Source organism: Methanosarcina baikalica (assembly GCF_031461075.1).
GTDB lineage: Archaea > Halobacteriota > Methanosarcinia > Methanosarcinales > Methanosarcinaceae > Methanosarcina > Methanosarcina baikalica.
The window spans coordinates 1-23481 of record NZ_JAVKPK010000013.1 but is presented as its reverse complement, the minus strand read 5'-3'; the positions used below and the strand labels follow the sequence as shown (position 1 = coordinate 23481).

Here is a 23481-nt window from a genome sequence, read left to right as displayed (position 1 = left end):
ATGAATCTATTAACAAAATTTTTTAGGAGAATTTGCAGAGCATTAGCTAAAATTGTATTTCCAAGCTCATTAAGGGTATTTTTCCTGCGATTGGCAGGTGTTAATATTGGTCGAGACGTGGCTATTAACGAAGGTTTTACGATTGCTTGTGATGTGGGTCATGAGGAAAATTTGTTAATCGAAGACAGGGTTGCAGTAGGTCCTGGAACTACATTCATACTGACGTCTGACCCAAATTATTCAAGACTAAATAATTTCAAAAGTATTTATTCATTCATAGATATCAAAGGGAAAATAGAGTTAAAACACGATTCTTGGATTGGTGCTGGTGCCATAATTATCCCTAACGTTACAATCGGTGAATTTTCAGTTGTTGGAGCTGGGTCTGTGGTCACAAAGGATGTACCACCTTACACAGTAGTTGCAGGTGTACCCGCAAGAAATATAAAATATCTTGATAAATGTGAGGGGGATTTAACATAAAATTATTGATTAGTGTCGGACATCCCGCTCATGTTCATTTCTTTAAAAATTTGATATGGAATCTCGAAAAGAAAGGACATATTGTTAAAATTGCTGCAAGAGATAAAGACGTTGTTCTGAAACTTTTGGATAGTTACGGCTTTGATTATGAAATTATAAGCTCTAAAGGTAATAATCTCATAGATCTAGGCATTGAATTAATAAAGAGACATTTAAAGTTATTTAAAATAATGAGAGATTTCAATCCGAATTTAGTATTTTCCGGTTTTGATCCATCTGTGGCTCAGGTAGGAAGAATATTGCACGTACCTACAATCGTTTTTGCCGATAATAGACCAGATGTTACCAAGTTTCCCCCCATTGGCCCTATGGTTATTCCGTTTGTTGACACCGTTCTAACATTAAGCACGGTTGAATACGATTTTGGATCAAAAGGAATCAAAATGGATGGATATAAAGAACTCGCATATCTTCATCCAAATTCATTTAAACCTGACCCGATGGTCATTAAAGAAGCTGGTCTGTCAAAAGACACCGAATTTGCTCTGGTAAGGTTTGTAGGACTTGGAGCTTATCATGATATTGCGGGTTCAGGTTTTAATTTTGATACAAAAATGAAGCTTATTAAAGAAATTGAGGCGCAATTGCCTGTCTTTATTTCTTCAGAATCACAATTACCTGCACAATTAGAAAAATATAAACTTCCTGTCTCTCCTGAAAAAATTCATGATTTGATATATTATTCTAAGTTGTTAATTTGTGATTCCCAAACTATGGCAACTGAAGCTGCTGTTCTGGGAACACCTGCTATAAGGTGTAACTCTTTTGTAGGTATTAATGATATGGAAAATTTTAAAGAACTTGAGCAAAAATATGGTTTAATTTTTAATTATAGTGATCCTGAAAAAGCAATTAACAAAGCACTTGAGCTTTTAAGAGTTCCAACTCTCAAAGACGAATGGAATCTAAAAAGAAAAAGAATGTTGCAAGATAAGATTGATGTAACCGCTTTCATGATTTGGCTTGTTGAAAACTATGTAGATAGAGTCTATAATATGAAACTGGATCCAACTATCCAATATCAGTTTAGGTCGGTGGTTGAGTGAAAATAGCAAGTGTTATAGGTGTTAGACCCCAGTTTGTGAAAGCCTCCGTAGTTTCAAGAGAGTTGAGAAAGAAACATGAAGAGATTTTGATTCACACTGGTCAACATTATGATTATCAGATGAATAAGATATTCTTTGATCAATTAAATATTCCTGAGCCAGAATGCCATCTTGATATTGGCTCTGGATCTCACGGATTTCAAACAGGTGAGATGCTAAAGAAAATCGAAGAAGTTTTAATCAAAGAAAAGCCTGATCTCGTCCTTACTTACGGCGATACTAATTCAACACTTGCGGGCGCTCTTGCCGCATCAAAACTACATATTAAAAATGCGCATGTAGAATCTGGCCTTCGAAGCTTCGACAGGTCGATGCCAGAAGAAATCAATAGAATCCTGACAGATCACTGTTCTGATATCTTGTTCTGCCCAACCAAAAATGCTGTTGAAAATTTGAAAAACGAAGGCATAACAGAAAATGCTTATTTAACTGGCGATGTGATGGTTGATTCTCTGTTCTGTAACAGGGAAATCGCAGAAAATAAATCTACTATTCTAAATGATCTAGGCCTAAAGAGTAAAGAGTATCTTGTGGCTACAATTCACAGGGCCAGCAACACAGATAATGAGGAAAATTTAAAGAATATTGTAGATGCTTTCTCGGAGTTAAATGAGACTGTTATATTTCCATTGCATCCACGAACTGAAAAATTATTGAAAACATATGGGCTCTACGATAAATTAAAGTCTTCAGTTATTTTAACAAAACCGATGGGTTTTTTTGAGTTCATAAAGTTGATGGATCATGCAAGGATGATTCTCACAGATTCCGGGGGTATTCAAAAGGAAGCTTATGTGCTTAAAGTTCCCTGCATTACATTGAGAGAGAATACGGAATGGGTTGAGACTATTGAAGATGGATGGAATGTACTGGTTGGAACTGATAAAAACAAAATTATTGAAATGATTTATCGTTTCAACCCTTCTTTGAATACTCACAGTAATAGATTTGGAAATGGTAGTGCTGGCGCTAAAATAGTTTCGGTTTTAGATGATTTTTCATGAGTCTGGAATGTGTACATATGCCAATAAGTCCAAAAAATTTACTAGTTGTTAGTCACAGGTATCGAAGTTTCCAAAAAGATCCTATCGATTTAGTATCCCCATATTTTGATAATGTTTATGTGCTGGTCAGATTCAACAAGTTTGCAGATGTTTCGAAGTATGTTCATATACCGGCTTTACAGCCGTTTATTTCAAGTTCTAAAATTGACTATACAAATAAGCCTTTAAATTTGGAAGTTTATAAGACTTCGATGTTCAACTTGCCTCTTGATTCTCAGTATAAGAAATTAGGAAAGTTGCATTTAAGTGTAGTTGAAAAAATTATTGGTGAAAATAATCTTAATTTTGATTTAATTCATTCGCATTTCATTTGGTCAGCTGGATATGTTGGTGCAAAACTAAAAGAGAAATATAATGTACCATTTATAGTCACCGCGCATGGCTATGATGTTTATGATTTGCCTTTTAAAGATGACGAATGGAGGTCAAAAATTGAGTATGTCCTCAATTCTGCTGATGCCATTATAACAGTGAGTAACAGTAATCGTGAATGCATAAAAAAGCTTGACGTGAAAACACCGGTAACAGTTATTCCAAATGGGTACAGACAAGACCTTTTTTATCCTAGTGATACATTTAAATGCCGAAAATCGTTAGATCTGCCAATTGACAAAAAAATAATCCTCTCAGTAGGTAATCTCGAAGAGCTCAAAGGGCATAAATATCTAATTGAGGCTATGGATTATCTTCTGAGAATACGAAAAGATACAATTTGCTTCATTATAGGCGAAGGAAAATTAGAGAGTCGGCTGAATAAACAGATAAAGTTGGCCGGATTAGAGAAAAACGTAAAACTTGTTGGTGGGAAACCGCATAATGAGATTCCTTTATGGATGAATGCCTGTGATGTTTTTGTGTTACCGAGTCTAAAGGAAAGTTTTGGGGTAGTTCAAGTTGAAGCTATGGCATGCGGCAAACCTGTTGTTGCTACTCGCAATGGAGGTAGTGAAGAAATTATAGTTTCTAAAGATTATGGTTTAATATGCGATCCTGCAAGACCGAAAGAACTAGCTGAGAATATCTCATTGTCGCTAGATAAAAGCTGGGACTCCAAAAAAATTGATTCATATGTATCTCAATTCTCTTTGTCGGTTATTTGTAACCGTATATTGGATATTTATGACTCAGTGCTCTCCAATTAACAGATATTGAAAAGACTATTTGTTTGTAAAAGAGTTGAAAAACATGATTTTGAGTACCTATTTTAAAAAACTGGATTCTTTATTGGCAGCAATTGGAGTTATTCTAGGAGTATTGATTGCTTTACTATATTTAGTATCACCCACAATCCATTTATTTTCGATAGGTATGGCGCTCACTCTAAGTTGTTCTTTGTATCTTATTATTATCTATTCGCAATTTCCTGCATATTCTCTGCAACACATTACTAAAAATGGGAAAAAACTTTTGGACATTACTTTCTTGCTATTATTTTCCTTGTCATTAATCATAACACACAATTTAGAGTATAGGCCGCTCGTTTATTTCTTGCTATATTCCCTTTGTGCTGGATCTATAGCAGTATCCATATATTTTAGTAACACTAAAATTGATTACTTTATTCAGTATCTAAAAATAATTTTACTTTCTTTTAATATAAAATATTCAATTTTCAATTTGGCAGGCTTTATTCCAGGGGTTGATCCATGGACACATGCTAAAATGAATTCCCTTCTTTCTCAAACAGGAAATATTGGAGTGTTATATGATAAAGAAATTTATTTTCCTATAATGCATATCCAAACAGTGATTATGGAACTTCTTACTAATACTTCATTAAGGGATGCCAGCAATTTTGCAATAATTATTCCCTTTGTTTTTGCATCTAGCTTTGTTTATTTGGTGTCAAAAGATCTTCTAGGACATAGAGCTGGGTTATTTGCTATGTTGCTAGTTAATATCAGCGATTATCATATCTATTGGGGTTCTTCCCCTCAAACAACTTCTTATGGGTTAATATTATATTATCTACTTGTTTATATTCTTGTTAAATCTTATTTCCTGAATTGTAATTATAAATGGGTGGCAATATCGATACTTTTGAGTTTTATTCTGATAATTACTCATGCAGTTTCATCTTTTATATTTTTAATCACAACTGCGAGTCTTTTTTTGGGAACTATTTTTTATAATTTTTTGTATAAGGAGTGGAAAATTTCAAAATTAAAAAACATTTCTCTTATCACCGCAATAATGTTACTTCAGCAGTGGTTCATTGCTATTTATTCCACGGATGGAAGACCATTCTTTGATGTAATAGTTTCTACACTTTATTTTTATATCACTGGACATGCAGAATTTTTAAATAGACCTGAAACAATTTCAGCATTTTCTGCAACAATGCCTCCATTTCTTGAAAGATTCGCTGATATCTGTGGTTTTTCTTTGTTTTTGTTTTTTGGTATCATTGGATCTCTTTTCTGTTTATCCGATAAACACAGAAGTCGTGATATTTTTTCATTCATTTTTGTATTAACAGTTCTTTTTAGTATAAATTTTTCTTTTCCTTTATTTGGAATTAGAAATATTATGCCTTCCAGATGGTTTGCTTTTGAATATTTATTTTTAAGTACTCTGGCCAGTTTTTCTATACTTAAACTGTCTACCTACTTTAAAAGCAGAAAACTTAGACCTATTTTTGTTGCGGTAGTTTTTATTAGCATTGCATTTTTCATGTCCACTTCTACAATTTCTAATTTAGATAGCCCTCTATGGCTTAAAACAGAAACTGTGTCTACAACATATACTTTAGGAGAAGTAAGAGGTGCGGAAACCTTGTCTAAATTTGGAAATAATTTCCTCTCTGATTATCGCTTTGGGGAAACTGTGATTTCTTTATACTTTGAAAAAAAATGCATTATATTAGATTCAAATGAAAATTTAGGTCATGGAAATATCTTCATTTGGAGATCTCATATGGAACAAAGGCCTATAGGACGTTATACGCTTTTAAAAGGATATTATAAGCCAATTGTTTCTACTATTGTACTTGGAAAAGATTTCCATTCTAAATTAACTAAATATAATAAAATATATTATAATAAAGATATAAGTGCTTATTACATCCCATAATTCATATTCTTACTTACAATAGAATTACATTCGTATATTTATTATTAATTACTTAATTTTGTGGAGATGAATATAATGTAACCACTTGAGGTACATCAATGGAAACAATAAAAAAATTTCTAGATAGTCATAGGCGATCACCATAGGTTACTTAGTCTAATTCTTAAAAGGAACAATTTAACATGGTATTTTTTGTATAGTTTGTGAAAATATAAGTGATATAATGAAATTTACAACAAAATAGAAGAGTTATTATATATATTTTTTAAAATTTAAGTGAGGATAATGTATGACTAAAATACTTGTATTACATGCAGGAGTTTCAAATAAAGGAAGTCAAGCTTTAGTATTTTCTTTAATTGATACTCTTAGAAAATATATCCCTGATTCTCAATTTACTTTTATGGGAACAGAAATTGGCCAAGAAAATATTCCTATTAAGAAGCAGTTAGCTATAAAACCGTTAAAAAATATATGTCCTTGGATTTATTTATTTGAGTGCTGCATATTTAGAATGCTAAATAATATTGGTATTTCTATTCCGATCTCTAAAAAGTCAAATCTGTTTTGTTATTATGATTCAGATATCGTCATAAACACCGGCGGGGATCATTTAAGTGGAGAAAAATTTGGGTTGACTAGTCTACTAAATATATCATATGCCATTTTGTTGGATAAACCTGTAGTTCTTTATGCAGAGAGCTTAGGTTACTATAAAAATTCTTTTTTTGGTTTCATCGCAAATCAGGTATTAAATAGAACTACATTAATAACCGTCAGAGAAGATTTATCCAAAAAATATCTTGAGCAAAATAAAATCACTAAACCAAAGGTATATTTGACAGCTGATTCTGCTTTTAACCTGGAACCTGTATCCCAATCAACTGTTCTTGAGATTTTACTAAATGAAGGCATAGATGTTAACAAGAAACCGATTATTGGAATTAATTCTAGTGGATTAATAAGTTTATATAGAGAATCAGATTCAGAAAATCCTTCTCAAGAAGTTGTAAGTATATTTGCGAGAGTAATTGACAGTCTAGCCGAGGAATTAGACGCCAATATTATTATGATACCACATGTTTATTCGGAAAAAGTAAGTGACAAAAAATCCATATTAGATATTTATAATATTGTTGAAAATAAATCTAATGTAAAAGTGATACTGAATGAATATAATGCCAAAGAATTAAAGGGAATTATCGGAATGTGTGATCTATTTGTAGGTGCTAGAATGCACGCAACGATAGCATCAACATCCATGTATGTACCTACAGTTGGAATCGCTTACAGCCACAAAATGTATGGAATTATTGGACAAATGTTAAAGCAAGAAAATTATATTATAGATGTTAATGACCTAAATTATGATCTCTTAAAAAGCAAAATTTACAACTGTTGGTCTAACCGTGAAAATATACAAAAAGATTTAAAGTACATAATTCCACAAATAAAAGAAAAATCTTCACTCAATGGAAAATATGTAAAAGATTTGTTGGATTCTTTATAATTTCCCTTCTTTTTTCCATTTTTTTAACATTTTATTTGTATTTATTATACTTATTATGTTATATGGCATGTTATATATTTTTAATATTTTTAATGGAACCTTTGTTAAAATTTTCCTGATTATTCTACTGGATGATAAAAATACATTGAAACAGACATATGTTGAGAGAATATAATCTATTATATCAGGATTTAATGTGTTATTTAATATTGGTGAATCCCCCAAGATCGTTTTTCTAGATTTCAAACTTTTCTTCTTAAAACAAAGCATTCTGGCTTGTGATTGAACTACTTTATCAGAATCTATTTTCTTTATTTCAATTTCATTTTTCATAGTGTCTAGTATATATAGTATTTTTTTATTCCTTATTATAATCATTGATGTACCTTTAATATCACTTGAATATTCTGGAAGCCACGCATCCCCAAAAGATGCATCAGATAATTCACAGAGCCCATCACTGCAGATTAAACAACTTTTTGGATAAAAAAAATAAGAACCTATAAAGGTCCAACTTTTTCCTTGTGGTATTTTTAAGGTTGACTTTGTTGTATTTACAGTCATGAATCCTGGCCATCCTTCTCCTCGATAATTTAAGGTTACAATGTCCTCTTTGTTTATATTATATCTTTGTAAAAAAAGATTAGTTGCAAGGAAATGAGGAGTGTGGTTACAAAAGATGCCTAAACAAAAAATGATACTTTTTCTTAGTTTTTCATTGACCCTTTGTGCTTTTCGAATGCCTCTTATGTGACAGGGCAATCCAACTATCGCAAATTTCTCATTTGTATCTGAGTTCAATATTTCTTTTAATACTATATTCACAGGGACTGGACAATATTTTGATTTTGAAGCTTCAATAATTTCCTCTTTTGTTCGTGCAATAAATGGCTCTGGTTCTAACGGTTTACTTTTGCTCATTCTTGTAACCAGAGCTCCATTTATTATTCCTTTCTCTAATGCAGATATAAGTAATTGAGTGATAAGCCCCCCGGATGATGAATTATACCGGATTTTAGTATCCTTGGAGTATGCTGTGTAACAGTTTTGATAATTTCCAATAAATATGTTTTCCGGCTCTTTTCCAAATATTTCTGGATTTAATTTTTCATCATCAACTTTATATCCGGGACAAATATTATAACAAACTCCGCACTTATTGCAAACGTCTTTGTTTATTTTTGGAGTGTATACGCCTTTTGTTTCATCTATTGAAATTTTTATTGCATTTTTTGGACATAATGCATTACACGTTCCACACCCGGTACATAATTCTCTATTAACAACCAGTTCAATTGTATTATTTATCACGTATTCAATCATCCCTCACATTACGATTTTGTAACATTTTGATTTCTTTTGGTGTTGTCAAGGGCAGTTTTATTCTCCCCAGTTTGGTTGGTTTTTGATACGAATGACCCCAGGAATTGTTAAAATGCTTCAAAATCCATTTTTCTCCAAAGTGTGATTAAGGTGAAGAGCAACTATTATATTCTTCCTTTATTGAAAACCCATCAAATTTGAAGGAAATAACAATTTTTACGATTCATTGATCACGTTTTGCTTCATATGTAATAAGTTCCTTATTTTTAATGGCATAAATGACTCTGCTATTTCCCTTTCTGACTGCTTGAGGCAAAATACCCATAATACATACGCATACAGTGTAGTTAAGATCAGGCCACAAGCTGCTACAGACACAAGCCCTGAGATGTTCAGATAATGTGCCATCATGTAGGATGTTCCCCCAGTTAAGATCATAGCAAACACCCCTGGAATCATAGAGTTCACAAATGTATTTTTGGAGATTCCAAGTACCTTAGTTGCATACCATGGAGTAAAAAATGCATTTTTAAGTGTCAGCATAATTGCTCCTGCGAGTGCAACTCCATAATAATTCCAGCCGGTGAGATAAGGAATTATTACTGCTAGCAAAAAATTTCCTATCCCCATAAAAAACGTGACAATACCCGGAATACGTACTTTATTATACGCTACATTAATTGCAAAGAGAGGCGCCACTGGCAAGTTAATTACAAGATGGAATAACATTAAGACCATCAATAATGAGAGTTTTGCAAACTCCGGGCCTACCCATAGTGTAAGAAGTTGAGGAGCAAATCCGCATATGTAACCAATTGGCAGCGCCATTGCAAGGCCTGTAAACTTTACAGCATTTTTTGATATGTATATCAATTCATCGATTCTTTCCTTTGCATAATATGTTAATATCACCGGTGTGAGGACTCCTACAAGCATTCCTGTGATAGTACGCAGCATCATGCTCCATGTCAATATGACAGAATATTCTCCACCTGCAACAGTGCCGAATAATTTGTTCACAACTATTAAATCTATTTGAAGATATAATAACGAGCCAATCTGGTTAATTATGACCCAACCGCCCATTTCCGTAATTTCATTGACCTTCGATCTATTAAAGTCCTTTATATTTACTTTTAAATGGGGATTTATCCTGCGTGAGAAAAATATAGTTAAAAGAAGAGCAGCTAGGGCCCCTATTAGATAAGCCAATCCAATATAAACCAGATTTGGAGAATACAACTTGAATAATATTACTATCAAGCCTACCTGAACAAGAATATTTACAGAATTCACAAGGTTCTGAAGATCAAGTCTGTTGTAGGCAAACAGGGAAACTCCAAAATTACTTCCCCACGCCCGCAATAAGAATGAACCTATCACTCCAATAAAAAGTATTCTTGCAGCATTTTCCTGGCTGGTGGGAATTTCAAAGAATGAAGGTGAATAATATGAAATTAAGACCACAAAAGGAAGCATTAGTAATATAATTCCAAGCGTTCCAAAAAGAGCAGTATTAAATGTTATATTGGCTTTTCTAAATTCATTTTTCTGTAAATCTATAGTTAAATACCTCGAAACGGACGTATTGAGCGATTGCACAACTAGATTTACATAACTTGTCAGAGAAGTAGCTAAAGGGATAAGTGCATAACTTGCCACACCAAGAGAATCAATAAAATATGGCACCAGAAACAAACCAATTATCACATTGAGTATAAAATACAAAATATTGGCTAGTAAATTCTTAGGCACCTGCTTGCTGAAAGTTTCCTGTTTTCCGGTCAAATTAAACAATGTTTTTCCTCTTAAAAAATATTATATTTACCGTATTATTTTAATCTACTTTTGGTAGTGGGGGATTCATTTATCTAATCCGACAAAATAAGTAACTATTCAGCCTGGAAAATAAAACCTTATAGCCATCTTTCATAAGATTTTATGGACAATTTTTTATAAATTAGTTTCCGTTAATTGTTGGCTATAGATTGTGTTTTTTAGATTTTCAGTGGTTAGTAATCACACTTATCTGTGATGTCAAAATCAATATCAATCAACTGATTTTGTGTAGGCTGAATAGTTACGTGCGTTTTTATTTAATTCCAATTCTATACACAAACCTTACTAACATCTCTCGCTCAATTACATTCTTTCTATCCTCAATAATCGGATTTCTTTTTCTCAGTAATCTCTTTCAACTACTGAGCTTTCTATCAGCTATCTCCGGTAGGCTCATTCTCATTATCTCAGGTGAGGTGTAGAATAAATTAAACTTTTATTTTTTACTACATCCTAGATGGAAGATTTATAAAACTACATGAATTTTTAATGAAATATACTTTGTAATATTTAAGTTAGGTGGTTTATATCTATCAGTCAGAACTTCTGTTTTTTCTGATCTCCCGCGCAAGCAAACAGATTGAACTTCTTTTTTTCAGGTGATCTTTTTAATCTTCAGGATTCATGTACTTGAGGAGCAAAATCAATCAAATGAGAATTTGTGAAGAGTGGAGCCCTCAAAATGAGCTTTGCAGCAGCAGAAGTTGCCGATAATGAGTGAGAGACAATAAGGGGAATATAGAGTAGTATCGATTTCCAGCCAAAATAACTAAAATATTATTTTTTTTGTGAGTGAAAGGTAAAATCTGAAGACCCGAAACTGATAGAAATGCCCCCATTTGGCTTTTGGTCTATGTTCAGATTAAGCAGATCATCGATCCGTACACCAGCCATCATAGCAAGTGCAACAAAATAATAGTAAATGTCACTCAGATTCATTTTTACCTATCTTCCTTACAAAAACCACTAATCAATTTCTCTCTATTATCTCGTTATTTTTACTATGCCAGTGGTAACAACTCTAACCATTTTATTAAGGTTCTCTTAACAGTTTATTAGCTTTTTCACAGTTGAACATTTCATATAATTTGTTAGTAGATCTTGGCAGTGAATTTAAATAAGTTTTAACCTTATATATATGTCGATTTAGTTTCAATCCTTGTTAGTGGGTCTTAAATATTATTGGAAGGTTTTTCAGTAAAAAAATGGTTAGAGACGTGTTGAAAAGGATAGAGTAAAAAGTAAAATCAAAAAACGAATTAAGAGAAAGAATCAGTCAATACATAAATTAGATTAACGACACTTCAATCATATTCTCAAGGAAATTAATTAGTATCAACCGAAAAAGTAAATCACTTACAGCCGGGAAAACGCATCTTAGAGAAAATCTCAGATTTCCTGTGATCCCGAAATGGAACAAGGGTTTTCAAAAAAATTAAGAGTTAGATAATAGTTGCAACCTTGAAGACAACAATTCCCGCAAAACAGCAAAGCAAAGGTAAAATTGCCTGATTAAAAGCATTGTTAAGAGCTTTAGTCCATCGTTCGGAGCCTGAGATAATTTCCTTTAAAGAAAGAAGGGTTATGAGTCCGGCAACGATTAAAGCCCCATACTGAGGAAGACCGGGGGTTGTAATCATAGAAACTGCAGTCGAGGATGCGCTCGACGAAATAAGACTCGATGACGAAATAAGACTCGATGAGATACTACTTAGCAACATAGGGACACCTTCTGAACTATAACCTAGAGACAAATATTGGGGGTATTCGAATAATGATATACTATTGAAATAATTATATATCATTGGTACAACAAGACAACAAAGTATAAAATGTTTTCCGCTTTAGTCAAAATATCGTCAAGTTATACTTATTCATGCCAACTTTCAGAGTCTCTTCAGAAAAATAGGGTTTTCAAAAAAAGAGCTGTTCAGGCGATTGAGCCTTATTTACAGGATTTCGGGAACTTTACATGAGCCATTTTTTGAAATCAGGTCGTTTTACAGGAAAGGAATCTACAAAGTGCCTGTAACTGATATGGCAAGTGTACCCCGAAGAGAAGAAACTTAACTGCGGGCTTTGGGAATGAGTTCTTATCGTTCTCTGTGGATAGCATTTACAGCAAGCTTAAGAAGTAAAAGACAAGAAATAAAAGACAAGATTAAAAACTGGAGAGTAGAAATAATATTAAGGCGTAAAAGTATGTGTCCGAAAGGCATCAGGATACAGATATATTCGAGTATATACATAATTTTTTACAGATAATTCGGAGGGGACATGCAAGAAGCCGAAACCAAACCGCTAAAGATTCTTGGAATATCCGGAAGTCCCAGGAAGATGGCGACTGATTTTCTGGTTCAGGAAGCGCTGAAAATTGCAAGAGACAAATATGGCGCAGAAACTGACTACTTTTCTGCCAGAGGAAAGAAACTGAACTTTTGTATCCACTGCGACTTCTGTATAAGAAAAAAGGAAGGCTGCGTCCATAAAGACGATATTGCGGCCGAACTGTACGATAAAATGATCTGGGCAGACGCCTGGATTATAGGTACTCCTGTATATCAGGGAACATTAAGTGCTCAGACAAAAACGATCATGGACCGCTGCAGAGCTGTCGTTGCCAGAGACCCGAAGGTTTTTTTGAATAAAGTAGGGATGGGAATTGCAGACGGAGGCGATCGGATAGGCGGGCAGGAACCGGCAATCCAGACTATTCTGAACTTTTATGTGATCAATGAAATGATCCCTGTTGGAGGAGGCTCTTTCGGGGCAAATCTGGGAGGAACAATCTGGTCAAAGGATAAGGGAGCAGAAGGAGCATCCGAGGACTCCGAAGGCATGAGAAGCCTCAGAAAAACCCTGAAAAGGCTTATCCAAACAACTCAGCTTGTAAAAAGAGCTTCATTCGAAACGGAGCCTGAATCTCCTACACCCGGAACCCCGAAAGAAGAAGACAAATAACCGATAAATCGAAATCGAAAAGGTTGAAAACAGAGATTAGAAGTTCAGAAATCCGATTAAAAGCCAGAAATAATCAGGATAGAGATAATCAGGATAATAAGTATCACAGATTAGATTGAAATTAAGGAGTGAATTGTTTTGGTAAAAGCCTTAAACAAGAAAATTAAACGCATAGCATGGGGAATTACAGGTTCTGGAGACCAGATGATTGAGACCTACAGCATTCTGGTGGACATTAAGAACCAAACAGGTGTTGACACAATGGTTTTCCTGTCCAAAGAGGGCGAGACCGTAATGAAATGGTATCACCTGTGGGACAAAATCCAGAACGATTTTCCTAACTTCAAGGTAGACGCAGGCCCCAACTCCCCCTTCATTGCAGGCCCACTGCAGATGGGATACTATGATTTCCTGTTAATAGCCCCGACAACTGCCAATACCGTGGCAAAGATCGTAAACGGGATTGCAGATACCCTGGTTACGAATACGGTTTCTCAGACTGCAAAAGGAAAAACACCAATTTTCATTCTGCCTGTAGACCAGAAAAGGGGATCTGTAAAAACTGCTGCACCCAGCGGAAGAGCCTTTGAGCTCACTATGCGTGAAATAGATGTCACAAACTCGGAAAAACTTGCGCAGATGGAAAATATCACAGTGCTTGCCAGTCCCTATGATATCTATGATATATTTGGACTTGAGCGGCCTGCTGAAGATATAACCTTGAAAGTGAAAGAACAAAAGAAGCCCAAAACTAAGAAAAAAACCGGAAACTAAAATAAAAACCGGAAATCTGAAGAGATAAGGTAAGATAAGACAAGATAAAACAAGAAAAGATAAGACAAGATGTCAAAGGGGGATAAAAGGTATGAAAAGCGCATATAAGGATGTAGTAGAGGAAGTTAAAAATCTTAAAGGCGTCGAAGAAGCCGTAGCTCTGGCAATCGAGAGAGAGAAAGAAGCAAGGGACTTCTACCTGAATAAATCAACTTTAATGGATAACCCGAAATTAAAGGAACTCTATGAGCATCTGGCACATGAAGAAGTCGAACATCTCGGCTATCTTGAAAGATACCGTGATCAGAAAGAGCTGCCCGTAATCAGTACGGAAATTCCTAGCGGTCAGTCTTTCACTCCTGAGTTCGACATAGCTCGGACAAAAGGAGGGGAGATCACTCTTGGAGATGCAGGCATCCTTGTTGCAGCCCTCAGGCACGAGAGAAAAAGCGAAGATTTCTATTTGGAAATGGCAAAAAGAGCCGAAGACGAAACCCAGAAAAAATTCTTCGAAATGCTGGCAAGATACGAAAGAGGCCATTATGAGATGATTGACAGCTACCTTGAAGATATCACCAGCTTCCGAATGCAGACCTGAAAAATTGAGGGATTGTGAGGGTATGAGCACAGAAGAAACGGATGGAGCCATCGAACTTTCCAGCGGAGTATACTGGGTAGGAGCAATTGATTGGAACGGAAGGGATTTTCACGGGTTTACTACGCCTGGAGGGACAACCTATAACTCATACCTGATAGTTGGGGAAAAGACTGCACTTATAGATACTGTAAAGTCACCCTTTGCAGGAGAGATGCTCAGGCGCATCAGTCAGATTATAGACCCTTCAAAACTCGACTACATTGTAGTAAACCATATGGAACTTGACCACTCCGGTTCCCTGGCAGAGCTTAAAAAACAAACCGATGCTAAAATACTAATCACAAAAAGGGGCGTCGATATCCTTAATGGCTACTTCAGGGATTCGGGCAGTGAGAACTGGGACCTGGAGGTAGTGAAGACAGGCGACCAGCTGGATCTCGGGAAAAAGACCCTCATGTTCCTGGAAGCTACAATGCTGCACTGGCCTGACAGTATGGAGACTTTCCTGAAAGAAGACAGAATACTCTTTTCAAACGATGGTTTCGGTCAGCATATAGCAACCTCAAAGAGGTATGATTTTGAAGTCGGGGATGTTCTTCCGGACGCAGCCGAATATTACGCAAATATACTCATGCCTTTTCATATGCCGCTTCTCCGCTATCTGGGAGTACTGAACGAACTGGGAATAGAGCCCGTGCAGATAGCTCCTTCTCATGGGATTATATGGAAAAGGGACCTGCAGAAGATCCTTAAGGCATACGGATCATGGGCCAACGGCGAAGTAAGAGAAAAAGTGCTTGTGATATATGACACAATGTGGGGCAGCACAGAAGCAATGGCAAACGAAATTGTTGAAGCTGTCCGGGCTGCCGGTGTGGAGGTAAAACTGCTTCATCTCCGGAAAAACACCAGAAGTCACATCATGAAAGAGATGCTCGATGCAGCCGCCTTTGCAGTGGGCTCCCCGACTCTTAACAACGGGATCTTTCCAACAGTTGGGGACTTCCTAGTATACCTCAAAGGCCTGCGCCCCCAGAAAAAGACAGCTGTAGCATTCGGGTCCTACGGCTGGGGAGGAGGAGCGGTAAAAATCGTAGAACAGGAACTGAAAAGCTCAGGAATTGAAGTGATTGAACCCGGCCTGCAAGTAAGGTACAGACCATATGAAAAAGAACTGGAGATGTGCAGAAAACTTGGAGAACAGCTTGCAGCCGTTGCAAAAAAGAAGTAAAATTAATATTATTTTTTTTCCTTTAACACAGTTCTCCTCCTAACGTTCTTTTCCTTCTAACGTTCTTTTCCTTTTAACATTTTTTTGCATTCAATAGACTTTATTTCTTAAAATGTTTCAGGAAAAATTTTCAGCCTCGATAGCCTTGGACATCCGAAACCTGTAACTGAAACTCTTCAAAAAATACTTTCACCCCGCTAGGCTGAGATTAATAAGCACTGAAGTAGTTTTTGGGAATAGAGGTGAATACAATGGAAGAGATCTTCAGAGGATTGGTTGAACGTGCCCGGTACTATGAACAGTTTGAGAGTTTCAGAAACATGAACCTTTCCGGACGTTTTGGGGATATGCCGACACTCAAGATGAAAGCTTCAACAATGAGTACCTGAGGCTGGATTTTTAACTGCCAGCCTGAAAAAGAAGTGAAACAAGACAATTAAAAGCTGCAAACTAAAAAGCTGCAAAATCTCTGAAAAAGCGGAACGTTGAGAAGTAAGTTTCAAGATAGATTGGAAGTAAGAAAAAATAAAGGCGGAAGAAAAACTCACTTTTCAACCGGTTCCATTTCAGCCTGTAAATCCTATCCCGATTCTACACGGTAAATATTCAAGGAATTTTAGACATTCAAGGGTTGAGTTTCTGTTCTAAAAACACTATCTCCCCAGGGCTTATTTTAAACTCTTCAAGCCCCACTGTGGATTTCTTTTTTCAGATTGGTCAGATCGAAAACCCTGCATTTCCCGCAAAAACTTTCAAGTGGCAGGGACTCAAACTCCTTCTTTTCCTTCCCGGAGATGTAATCCGGAATCTACGTGAGTACCTGTGTGACTTCCCAGAGTCAGGATAGACTCGTTTACCTTATCCTTCGGAACAGAGGTTTACTTTCGGATGAAGGCCTCGGGTTTCCAGGATATATAACCATTTCTTCCTTAATAGGCAGCAAGACATCGAAAAACTGAGACAGAATGAAGTCCCAGTTCATTCGTTAGCAATGCATTAAAAAGTTTAGTGCGGTTATTTATTTGTAAAAGTGTAACTGCGCCTTATTATCAAAATGGGATTAAAATATTAAAATCATCTCCCCGGGCAGTAACAGGGTCCATTCTGTGCAGTTGCACTTTTTTACAGATGCCTCGCAACAAATTCCGCAACCGCATTTCCGACTTCTAGTGTGCTGGCCTTACCCCCCAGGTCAGGAGTAATTATCTTTTTTAGAAGCACATGGGCTATTGCTTCATCGATAACAGGATATCGCTGTTCACCCATCCATTCCAGCAGCATCTTTACACAGAGAATCGCAGCAAGTGGATTTGCAATGCCCTTTCCTGCAATGTCGGGTGCGCTTCCGTGCACTGGCTCGAAAAAAGCATACTTCTCCCCGATATTGGCGCTCGGGACAAGACCAAGGCTTCCGACAAGGGCTGCACACATGTCGCTCAAAATGTCTCCGAAAAGGTTAGTTGTAACCACAACGTCATACTTTTCAGGGTGCATCATAAGACTGTAAGCCATTGAATCAACCAGCATATCCTCATATTCCACGCCGTTAGCGGTGGCAGTCTGCCTGCAGATATTAAGGAAAAACTTGTCGGATTTCAGGACATTGGACTTATGGACAATTGTCAGTTTATTCCTTCTTTTTTTTGCAAGTTTGCAGGCGTATTCTGCAATCCGCTCAGAACCTTTCCGGGTAACGACTCTTTTTGTCCAGCAAAGGTCAGGCCCTATTTCCTCAATCCCCGAGTACAACCCTTCAGTGTTTTCCCTGACAAGAATAAAATCGAAATCGCTTCTTCCGGTAACCCCGATTATGCCTGGAAGAGGTTTTACAGGCCTTATATTGGCATACAGGTCCAGTTCCTTCCGGATGGTGAGGAGCACACTTTTGTAATTCGGGTCCTGTACAGTGGTGACTGCTCCGAAAAGGATCGCATCGCACCCTTTTATGGTCTCAATATCGCTATTGGAAATTGCAGTTCCTGTTCTCTCCCATCTGGTATAGCCAAGTTCCAGGGGCACTTTCTCAAAATCAAGCCCGAAAGCATCAAGGACTTTGACAGCCGCAGGAATTACTTCCCTACCGATCCCATCACCTTCGATTACAGCCAGTTTCATGCTAACTGCATCTATAGTTTGAGGTATATGAATCTGGCGTAACTTTTTCAGGCTCTGAGGCGATTATTCAGATCCAGAGCAGGTGTTCGGCAAGGATCTTACAGCCAAGCCCGATAAGAATCAGGCCTCCCAGAATTTCGACTTCGTGCTCGAAGAAGTGCCCCATTCTATATCCCAGGATAGCTCCACAGAAAGACATAAAAAAGGTCACACAGCCTATAATTATTACAGGCTCAAGAATAGGCGTACTGAGAAATGCAAAGCTCATTCCCACTGCAAGGGCGTCTATACTTGTTGCAATTGCAAGTACGAAAAGCACCGAATAACTAAGGGAACTTACCTTTCCTTCCGGGCTTCCGTAAAGAGCCTCATAAATCATTTTGCCTCCGATAAAGCCCAGAAGCAAAAAGGCAATCCAGGGAGCATAGTCCGAGACGAATTCGCTTACTGCGCTTCCTCCAAGCCAGCCCAAAACAGGCATAAAAGCCTGAAACCCTCCGAAAAAGAAAGCCAGCTTCAGGGCATCATTCAGCCGGAAAGGCCGTATTGTGGTTCCACTGGACATGGAAACTGCAAATGCATCCATTGAAAGCCCGAGCGCTAAAAGAAAATCAGTTAGAAAAGACATTAAGTGATTACTCCAGTTTCGTTTTATAGATGAGATTTGTGGGATAATAAGGTATTAGCAAATAAAGGTTCCTTAAATGAGCTTAAAAATTTTGCAATTAAGAAGCCGCCTTTCAGTCAGATTGGCTGAGACCTTCAGAAAGCCTCATATGCCTGTTTACAAGGCTTCTGACAGCTTGAACAACCTGGTATTCCGATGCTCCCCAGTGAACAACAGCTCCTTCAAAACCCGAGATATTTACAAGCCCTGAGTTTTCAGACCTGCAGCAGCGAGTAATGAAGGGTTTTGAGGGCACAACTATTTCGGAGTGGAAAGGACAGATGTTTACGAAGGAGTACTCAAGTTCAGGAAAACGCATTTCAAAAAGAGTTTTCGAAATTTCGCACCCTACAAGCAAATGTCCATTTTCTGTAAGCACGTCCGAATCCAGGCATTTTCCCTCAAGCCCCGATGCACTGCATGGAAAAACGGTATTTTTCCCTTCGAAACGCCTGAGATCGATCACCTTTTCAGTAAATCTGACCTGCAGATCGCCGAAAATTCCGCTGGCTTCAAGCCTTCTCACAACCAGGGAAAGCCAGGAAGGATCAGGGGGAGCAACGTCAAGTATCTCTATTTCAAGAATGCTTGAAGGATCAGGGTCATGAACAAGTGTAACGTGCCTGTCTGCACCTGTAAAAATTACAGTATTTACTCTACCGATACAGAGTTTTGCTGCGGTTTCGATAAGGAGTGTACGGTCTTTTATGTTCAGTTCTCTGTCATATTTGACCACCTCTTCTCCTGCGGCGATAAGTTCGAGGGCTTCAACCCTTCTAAGCAGCCCTTCTCCACCTTTTCTCACGTAATAAACAGCATACTCTGAGCTGCCGGTCTGAGGATTTTCCCTTTCGGCAATCAGGTATTCAGTCAAGAAATAGATCGGCTCTTCAGCGCCCGGACAGAGGGACTTTGTCACGCCCACATGCTTATATTCATCAGGAAAAATCATAGGTATCGATTGCTTTGAATGGTTATTGGATTTTGAGTAATCTATCGTATCTACAGGATCATGTTATTTTTTCTGCTCACTCTGAATTTTCTTCCTGTGCGCTACAAGCCCGCCATCAGTAAGCATCTCGAGCAGGAAATCCGGCAGTTTGTTTCCCCTGAACGTGCCTTTTCCGGAAACTCTAACCTCGCCTTTGAGCAGATCGACTTCAACCTCATCTCCTTCCTGGCACTCGACATCAGATTCCATAAGAGGCAGGCCGACATTAATTGCGTTTCTGAAAAAGATCCTTGCAAAGGACTTTGCGACAACACAGGCTACACCTGCATATTTTAAAGCGAGTGGGGCCTGTTCCCTTGAAGAGCCGCAGCCAAAATTGGTGCCTGCTACAATGATATCTCCCGGTTTCACCTTTTTTGCAAATTCAGGATCAATGCCTTCCATTGCATGAGCTGCAAAGACCTGCATATCCTTCGTCCGCAAGTGTTTTCCGGGAATAATCACGTCTGTATCGATATCGTCTCCGAATTTCCAGACTCGGCCTATGATAGGGTATTCCATCTTACTTCACCTGCGAAATAGGTTTTTTTAATAGTATATCTAAATAGCGGAAAAAGCAAATATTCTGCAAATCCCGTCTCAAACAAAAGGCTCGGAAAGACTGAACCAAAAAATAAGAAAATAAGGAAGAAATAAACAACAAGGAGAGTGAAACATTAAGGAGAGTGGAAAAATAGCACGCTCCGGTTGTCTTAGACTTTTATTTCCTCTCCTTTTAACACTGCTTCTTCACTTATTCTCACTTCTTTTGTCGTGCTTCCGTAACTCAATACATAAGGGCCCGAAGGTGCAGTATCGAACTGGGTCTGGCCTGCAATCGGACCGTCTGTTGAATAGGGCACTGTAAATTGGTACCTGCCTTCAGAGTCCGAAGTTGTTGACTGCGAATAGTTAAAGGTCCTTCCCTGGCCTGTAAGGATTGTAGCGCTTATTTTAACGGTCTCATTAGAGGAGGCGGTTCCGGTTATTTTTGCACCTTTTACATATTCGAAGATCTTAATATAACCTGTATCCACCTCAGGGAGATTACCATTAAAAATGAAATTATAGACCTGTTTATACCCGACTTCCTGGGTTTGATAGGCCTCTGTCTCATAGACCATACGATACTGTTTCAGGCCGTTTCCGTCAAGAATATGCAGCCTTGACTCCATGGAATTATAGTATCTTGTAGAAGGCAGGTTCTGATACCCGCTTCCTGTCCAGTAAGGTTGAGTGTACCCTTCGGTATCAAGGGTCCACGCCGGCATTGCCCCGAAAATTTCTGTAGCCATTCTCGCATCAGACATGATGTAACGTGACCCGGCTTTATCAGGAGCAGGGTCTATAGCCTCTAGCACCGAACTTGCTTCGGCTTCGGATTGGGCCGTAAAGAAGGTTGCAGCCCCTGGCTGGTTCTCTTCGTTAATACTTCCTCTGCGCCCTCCTATCCCGGCCTGGAAGGGATTAGCATTGGGCATCCTGTGCCCAATTACCTCGATCCAGTGTCCGTAATCCCACCAGGACATAACACCATACGCAGCATCAGGATACTTGAAAAGTTCTCCGTTCTTGGGAGCTTCATAAACAGCGTTGTAGTCCATTCCCGGGTCAGGGGTATTTGAGCGCAGCCACATACTGGCTTCTAACCACGGCCCATTGGGATCGTTTGAACCGACTGCTTGCTGCATTGCATATCCGTATACCGGATAAATCAGGAATATTACTATAGCTAGAACTGCAATGACCTGCTCTACTTTGACGGACTTAAAGAGAGATGGAATATCTGCAGGCGACTTTACAGTACTTTTAAACTTTTCGTCCAGTTCGTTCCATTTTACTTTGTCAAGCAACAGGCTTCCCACATAGGCACTCAGGACTGAGACATTTATGGAATAGTAATATGCAAAACGGTTCTGCCCGTAAATAGCCAGGAAAATAAAAACACTCCAGACGAGAACCAGTACTTCCTGAGGTCTCGGTTTTCTGAACATGTTTGCAGCCAGAATAAACATTCCAAACAAAGAAGCAAAGAATCCTGTAGCAGTAAAATTACTAAAGGCTTTCGACAGGGTAAAGGTGTTTCCACTGTAAAACATGGAAGCAACTTCACCAATTGTAGAAGGCCCTCCTGTTTGAATTCCAAATACTGTGTTAGGAGTATTTATGATCAGCGTATAAAGGGACGGAGATACAACTTTTGCTGCGAGCAGTCCAAGAACGCAAATTCCGAATATCACCAGAGGATAATAATAAGCCTTTATCTGCTTCCTTTTGAACTCCCTTTCAATGAAACTCAAAGCCGCAAAACCTGCCATTGCACCAAGAGCGGTAACGACATGGAACCATGAGTAGTAATAAAGTGAAAAACCCATATCAGGATGGACAAAAGGAAGTATAAGTATTGTACTTACTAAAAATGTGATTATACCTGTGAACCCGAGGTAATCACTTGATTCGTTACGGAAATTGTCAAGGATATACTGTAATATGGCGTAAGCAAGGACAATTAACTCGAAAAGAGAAGCTCCTGGCCAGGAAAGCTGGTAGGCGGAATACATGACACCGGCCATAATGGAATAAAGTAAGGGCTCTTTTACAACATTAAATCTTTTATTAAATACGTCTTCAAAACGCAGACCTTTTTTCTTTGCGGAAATCAAGGCCAGCATGAAAAACATAATGAAGAAAGTACTGAATAGAGACTCTGCAACATGATGGTCTGTGAAGCCGATGATCGAACGAGCCAAAAACTGTCCCGGAGCAAACGCGATTAAAATCGCAGCCAGGATCCCGGCTTTATGGCCTCCGAGGTATTTTCCTATATAATAAACAGGAATAACAGTAAGAGCTCCAAGCACTGCCGGGAAATAAGCTCCTACAGTGTTAACCAGTGCAGCACTGGGATTGCCCAGGCCGAGAACAAGGGAACTGATAGCCATCATCTGATCGAATAATGGACCAAAATGGATGTAACTCCCGTAAGGATAGTTAGTCATTGGATTGAAAAACATCCTGTGGGGGTAATTTTCAAGAAGGACGTTTAAAGTACGTATATGGTACCAGGCGTCATTGCTCGTAAATTTTACAAACCCATTGGATAAGAATACAGTGTCCGAGGGAAGTGTTCTGACCCATAGAGATACAAAACCGATTATCGCAACTGCCAGAGTATAAGGCAAGCTGGATTTCATTTTATCTTTGAATGATGATACAGGACGATCCTGAGAACTCATAATAATCCCCTTTAAGAGGTAAATTTTTGCAATGAAATATATGATTTGTGGAACGATAAAATCAAATAGATAATATTAGTTTGAAGTAGCAATTCAGTATAATGATTTATAACCCTATCCCACCCCTGGTCAGGAGCTTCACATCTTTTCCATTTATCCTGAGCCGGTCAGGACAGTTTTCCGGGCGGACTCGATTCTCCTGGAGGAAAAAAGTTCCTCATACCTGGCCACAGGCTCTTTCAAGCCGCATACCCCGGAAACGATAACAGGTTTTCTAAAAGGCGTGTCAATATTTCAATTCCGTTCTGAGAAAGCCTAAGACGTATGAAATAATTTTTTTAATAGTATATAATAGTATATGTAAGTAGCGAATGCGTAAAAAAATAAGTAAATGTGCTGCAAAGGTCACAGGCCCCTATAAAGGCCTCAAAATAAGCTGCACAAAAAGTAG

Annotated in this window: 19 protein-coding genes; 11 read left to right on the top strand and 8 right to left on the bottom strand. The window is 37.8% G+C overall.

The genetic code is table 11. The features are described 5' to 3' along the window. The 6 genes from RG963_RS04600 (at position 1) to RG963_RS04575 (ending at position 7295) form a co-directional block, all read left to right on the top strand. Positions 1-483, top strand: a complete 483-nt coding sequence (locus RG963_RS04600; RefSeq protein ID WP_310575109.1) for an acyltransferase — start codon at positions 1-3, stop codon at positions 481-483. Between the two features lie 5 nt (positions 484-488). Beyond that, positions 489-1589: a DUF354 domain-containing protein gene (locus tag RG963_RS04595; protein WP_310575108.1), complete on the top strand. Its 1101-nt coding sequence runs from the start codon at positions 489-491 to the stop codon at positions 1587-1589. Further along, positions 1586-2653 (top strand): non-hydrolyzing UDP-N-acetylglucosamine 2-epimerase, encoded by a 1068-nt coding sequence (gene wecB / locus RG963_RS04590; RefSeq protein WP_310575107.1) that lies wholly within the window; start codon positions 1586-1588, stop codon positions 2651-2653. The genes RG963_RS04595 and wecB overlap by 4 nt, the downstream gene beginning before the upstream one ends. Beyond that, entirely contained in the window at positions 2650-3855 is a 1206-nt protein-coding gene (locus RG963_RS04585) for a glycosyltransferase family 4 protein (protein WP_310575106.1), read from the top strand. Before wecB ends, RG963_RS04585 begins: the two co-directional genes overlap by 4 nt. A gap of 43 nt (positions 3856-3898) precedes the next feature. Beyond that, the gene (locus tag RG963_RS04580) at positions 3899-5785 is read left to right on the top strand and encodes a hypothetical protein (protein WP_310575105.1); all 1887 of its coding nucleotides are present in this window, start codon (positions 3899-3901) and stop codon (positions 5783-5785) included. Positions 5786-6074: 289 nt separating this feature from the next. Beyond that, on the top strand, positions 6075-7295 hold the full coding sequence (locus tag RG963_RS04575; RefSeq protein ID WP_310575104.1) for a polysaccharide pyruvyl transferase family protein: 1221 nt from the start codon (positions 6075-6077) through the stop codon (positions 7293-7295). Here the strand turns inward: RG963_RS04575 and RG963_RS04570 are convergent. The 3 genes from RG963_RS04570 to RG963_RS04560 all read right to left on the bottom strand — a co-directional run bounded on the left by RG963_RS04570 (position 7290) and on the right by RG963_RS04560 (position 12097). Beyond that, a complete protein-coding gene (locus RG963_RS04570) occupies positions 7290-8618 on the bottom strand; it encodes a Coenzyme F420 hydrogenase/dehydrogenase, beta subunit C-terminal domain (protein WP_310575103.1) in 1329 nt (442 codons plus the stop codon). The genes RG963_RS04575 and RG963_RS04570 overlap by 6 nt on opposite strands. Positions 8619-8834: 216 nt before the next feature. Continuing rightward, positions 8835-10415 carry a lipopolysaccharide biosynthesis protein gene (locus RG963_RS04565; protein ID WP_310575102.1) on the bottom strand — a complete coding sequence of 527 codons (1581 nt, stop codon included), beginning with the start codon at positions 10413-10415 and terminating at the stop codon, positions 8835-8837. 1484 nt (positions 10416-11899) lie between these two features. Further along, positions 11900-12097: a hypothetical protein gene (locus tag RG963_RS04560; protein ID WP_310575101.1), complete on the bottom strand. Its 198-nt coding sequence runs from the start codon at positions 12095-12097 to the stop codon at positions 11900-11902. A gap of 637 nt (positions 12098-12734) precedes the next feature. Here RG963_RS04560 and RG963_RS04555 point away from each other — a divergent pair. The 5 genes from RG963_RS04555 (at position 12735) to RG963_RS04535 (ending at position 16410) form a co-directional block, all read left to right on the top strand. Then, positions 12735-13418, top strand: coding sequence for a flavodoxin family protein (locus RG963_RS04555; RefSeq protein ID WP_310575100.1), 684 nt, complete (start codon positions 12735-12737; stop codon positions 13416-13418). A gap of 138 nt (positions 13419-13556) precedes the next feature. Then, positions 13557-14192, top strand: coding sequence for an archaeoflavoprotein AfpA (gene afpA, locus RG963_RS04550; protein WP_310575099.1), 636 nt, complete (start codon positions 13557-13559; stop codon positions 14190-14192). 91 nt (positions 14193-14283) lie between these two features. Next, positions 14284-14790: a ferritin-like domain-containing protein gene (locus RG963_RS04545; protein WP_310575098.1), complete on the top strand. Its 507-nt coding sequence runs from the start codon at positions 14284-14286 to the stop codon at positions 14788-14790. A 22-nt stretch (positions 14791-14812) separates the two neighbouring features. Then, complete coding sequence (locus tag RG963_RS04540; protein ID WP_310575097.1) at positions 14813-16021, top strand: FprA family A-type flavoprotein; 1209 nt, start codon at positions 14813-14815, stop codon at positions 16019-16021. A gap of 242 nt (positions 16022-16263) precedes the next feature. Further along, positions 16264-16410: a hypothetical protein gene (locus RG963_RS04535; protein WP_310575096.1), complete on the top strand. Its 147-nt coding sequence runs from the start codon at positions 16264-16266 to the stop codon at positions 16408-16410. Positions 16411-17143: 733 nt separating this feature from the next. Here RG963_RS04535 and RG963_RS04530 read toward each other — a convergent pair. The 5 genes from RG963_RS04530 to RG963_RS04510 form a co-directional block, all read right to left on the bottom strand. Then, on the bottom strand, positions 17144-18136 hold the full coding sequence (locus tag RG963_RS04530; protein ID WP_310575095.1) for an isocitrate/isopropylmalate dehydrogenase family protein: 993 nt from the start codon (positions 18134-18136) through the stop codon (positions 17144-17146). 67 nt (positions 18137-18203) lie between these two features. Further along, on the bottom strand, positions 18204-18764 hold the full coding sequence (locus RG963_RS04525; RefSeq protein ID WP_310575094.1) for a manganese efflux pump MntP: 561 nt from the start codon (positions 18762-18764) through the stop codon (positions 18204-18206). Between the two features lie 112 nt (positions 18765-18876). Further along, positions 18877-19755: a DUF7714 family protein gene (locus RG963_RS04520; protein ID WP_310575093.1), complete on the bottom strand. Its 879-nt coding sequence runs from the start codon at positions 19753-19755 to the stop codon at positions 18877-18879. Positions 19756-19818: 63 nt separating this feature from the next. After that, entirely contained in the window at positions 19819-20316 is a 498-nt protein-coding gene (gene hacB, locus RG963_RS04515) for a homoaconitase small subunit (RefSeq protein ID WP_310575092.1), read from the bottom strand. Between the two features lie 191 nt (positions 20317-20507). Further along, positions 20508-23030: an oligosaccharyl transferase, archaeosortase A system-associated gene (locus RG963_RS04510; protein ID WP_310575091.1), complete on the bottom strand. Its 2523-nt coding sequence runs from the start codon at positions 23028-23030 to the stop codon at positions 20508-20510. Between the last annotated feature and the right edge of the window lie 451 nt (positions 23031-23481).

Bases quoted from the DNA above. Each gene is read 5' to 3' on its own strand.
- RG963_RS04600 (WP_310575109.1), top strand. From the start codon at position 1: ATGAATCTATTAACAAAATTTTTTAGGAGAATTTGCAGAGCATTAGCT.
- RG963_RS04585 (WP_310575106.1), top strand. From the start codon at position 2,650: ATGAGTCTGGAATGTGTACATATGCCAATAAGTCCAAAAAATTTACTA.
- RG963_RS04580 (WP_310575105.1), top strand. From the start codon at position 3,899: ATGATTTTGAGTACCTATTTTAAAAAACTGGATTCTTTATTGGCAGCA.
- RG963_RS04575 (WP_310575104.1), top strand. From the start codon at position 6,075: ATGACTAAAATACTTGTATTACATGCAGGAGTTTCAAATAAAGGAAGT.
- RG963_RS04570 (WP_310575103.1), bottom strand. From the start codon at position 8,618: ATGATTGAATACGTGATAAATAATACAATTGAACTGGTTGTTAATAGA.
- RG963_RS04560 (WP_310575101.1), bottom strand. From the start codon at position 12,097: ATGATTACAACCCCCGGTCTTCCTCAGTATGGGGCTTTAATCGTTGCC.
- RG963_RS04555 (WP_310575100.1), top strand. From the start codon at position 12,735: ATGCAAGAAGCCGAAACCAAACCGCTAAAGATTCTTGGAATATCCGGA.
- RG963_RS04545 (WP_310575098.1), top strand. From the start codon at position 14,284: ATGAAAAGCGCATATAAGGATGTAGTAGAGGAAGTTAAAAATCTTAAA.
- RG963_RS04540 (WP_310575097.1), top strand. From the start codon at position 14,813: ATGAGCACAGAAGAAACGGATGGAGCCATCGAACTTTCCAGCGGAGTA.
- RG963_RS04530 (WP_310575095.1), bottom strand. From the start codon at position 18,136: ATGAAACTGGCTGTAATCGAAGGTGATGGGATCGGTAGGGAAGTAATT.
- RG963_RS04525 (WP_310575094.1), bottom strand. From the start codon at position 18,764: ATGTCTTTTCTAACTGATTTTCTTTTAGCGCTCGGGCTTTCAATGGAT.
- RG963_RS04520 (WP_310575093.1), bottom strand. From the start codon at position 19,755: ATGATTTTTCCTGATGAATATAAGCATGTGGGCGTGACAAAGTCCCTC.
- hacB (WP_310575092.1), bottom strand. From the start codon at position 20,316: ATGGAATACCCTATCATAGGCCGAGTCTGGAAATTCGGAGACGATATC.
- RG963_RS04510 (WP_310575091.1), bottom strand. From the start codon at position 23,030: ATGAGTTCTCAGGATCGTCCTGTATCATCATTCAAAGATAAAATGAAA.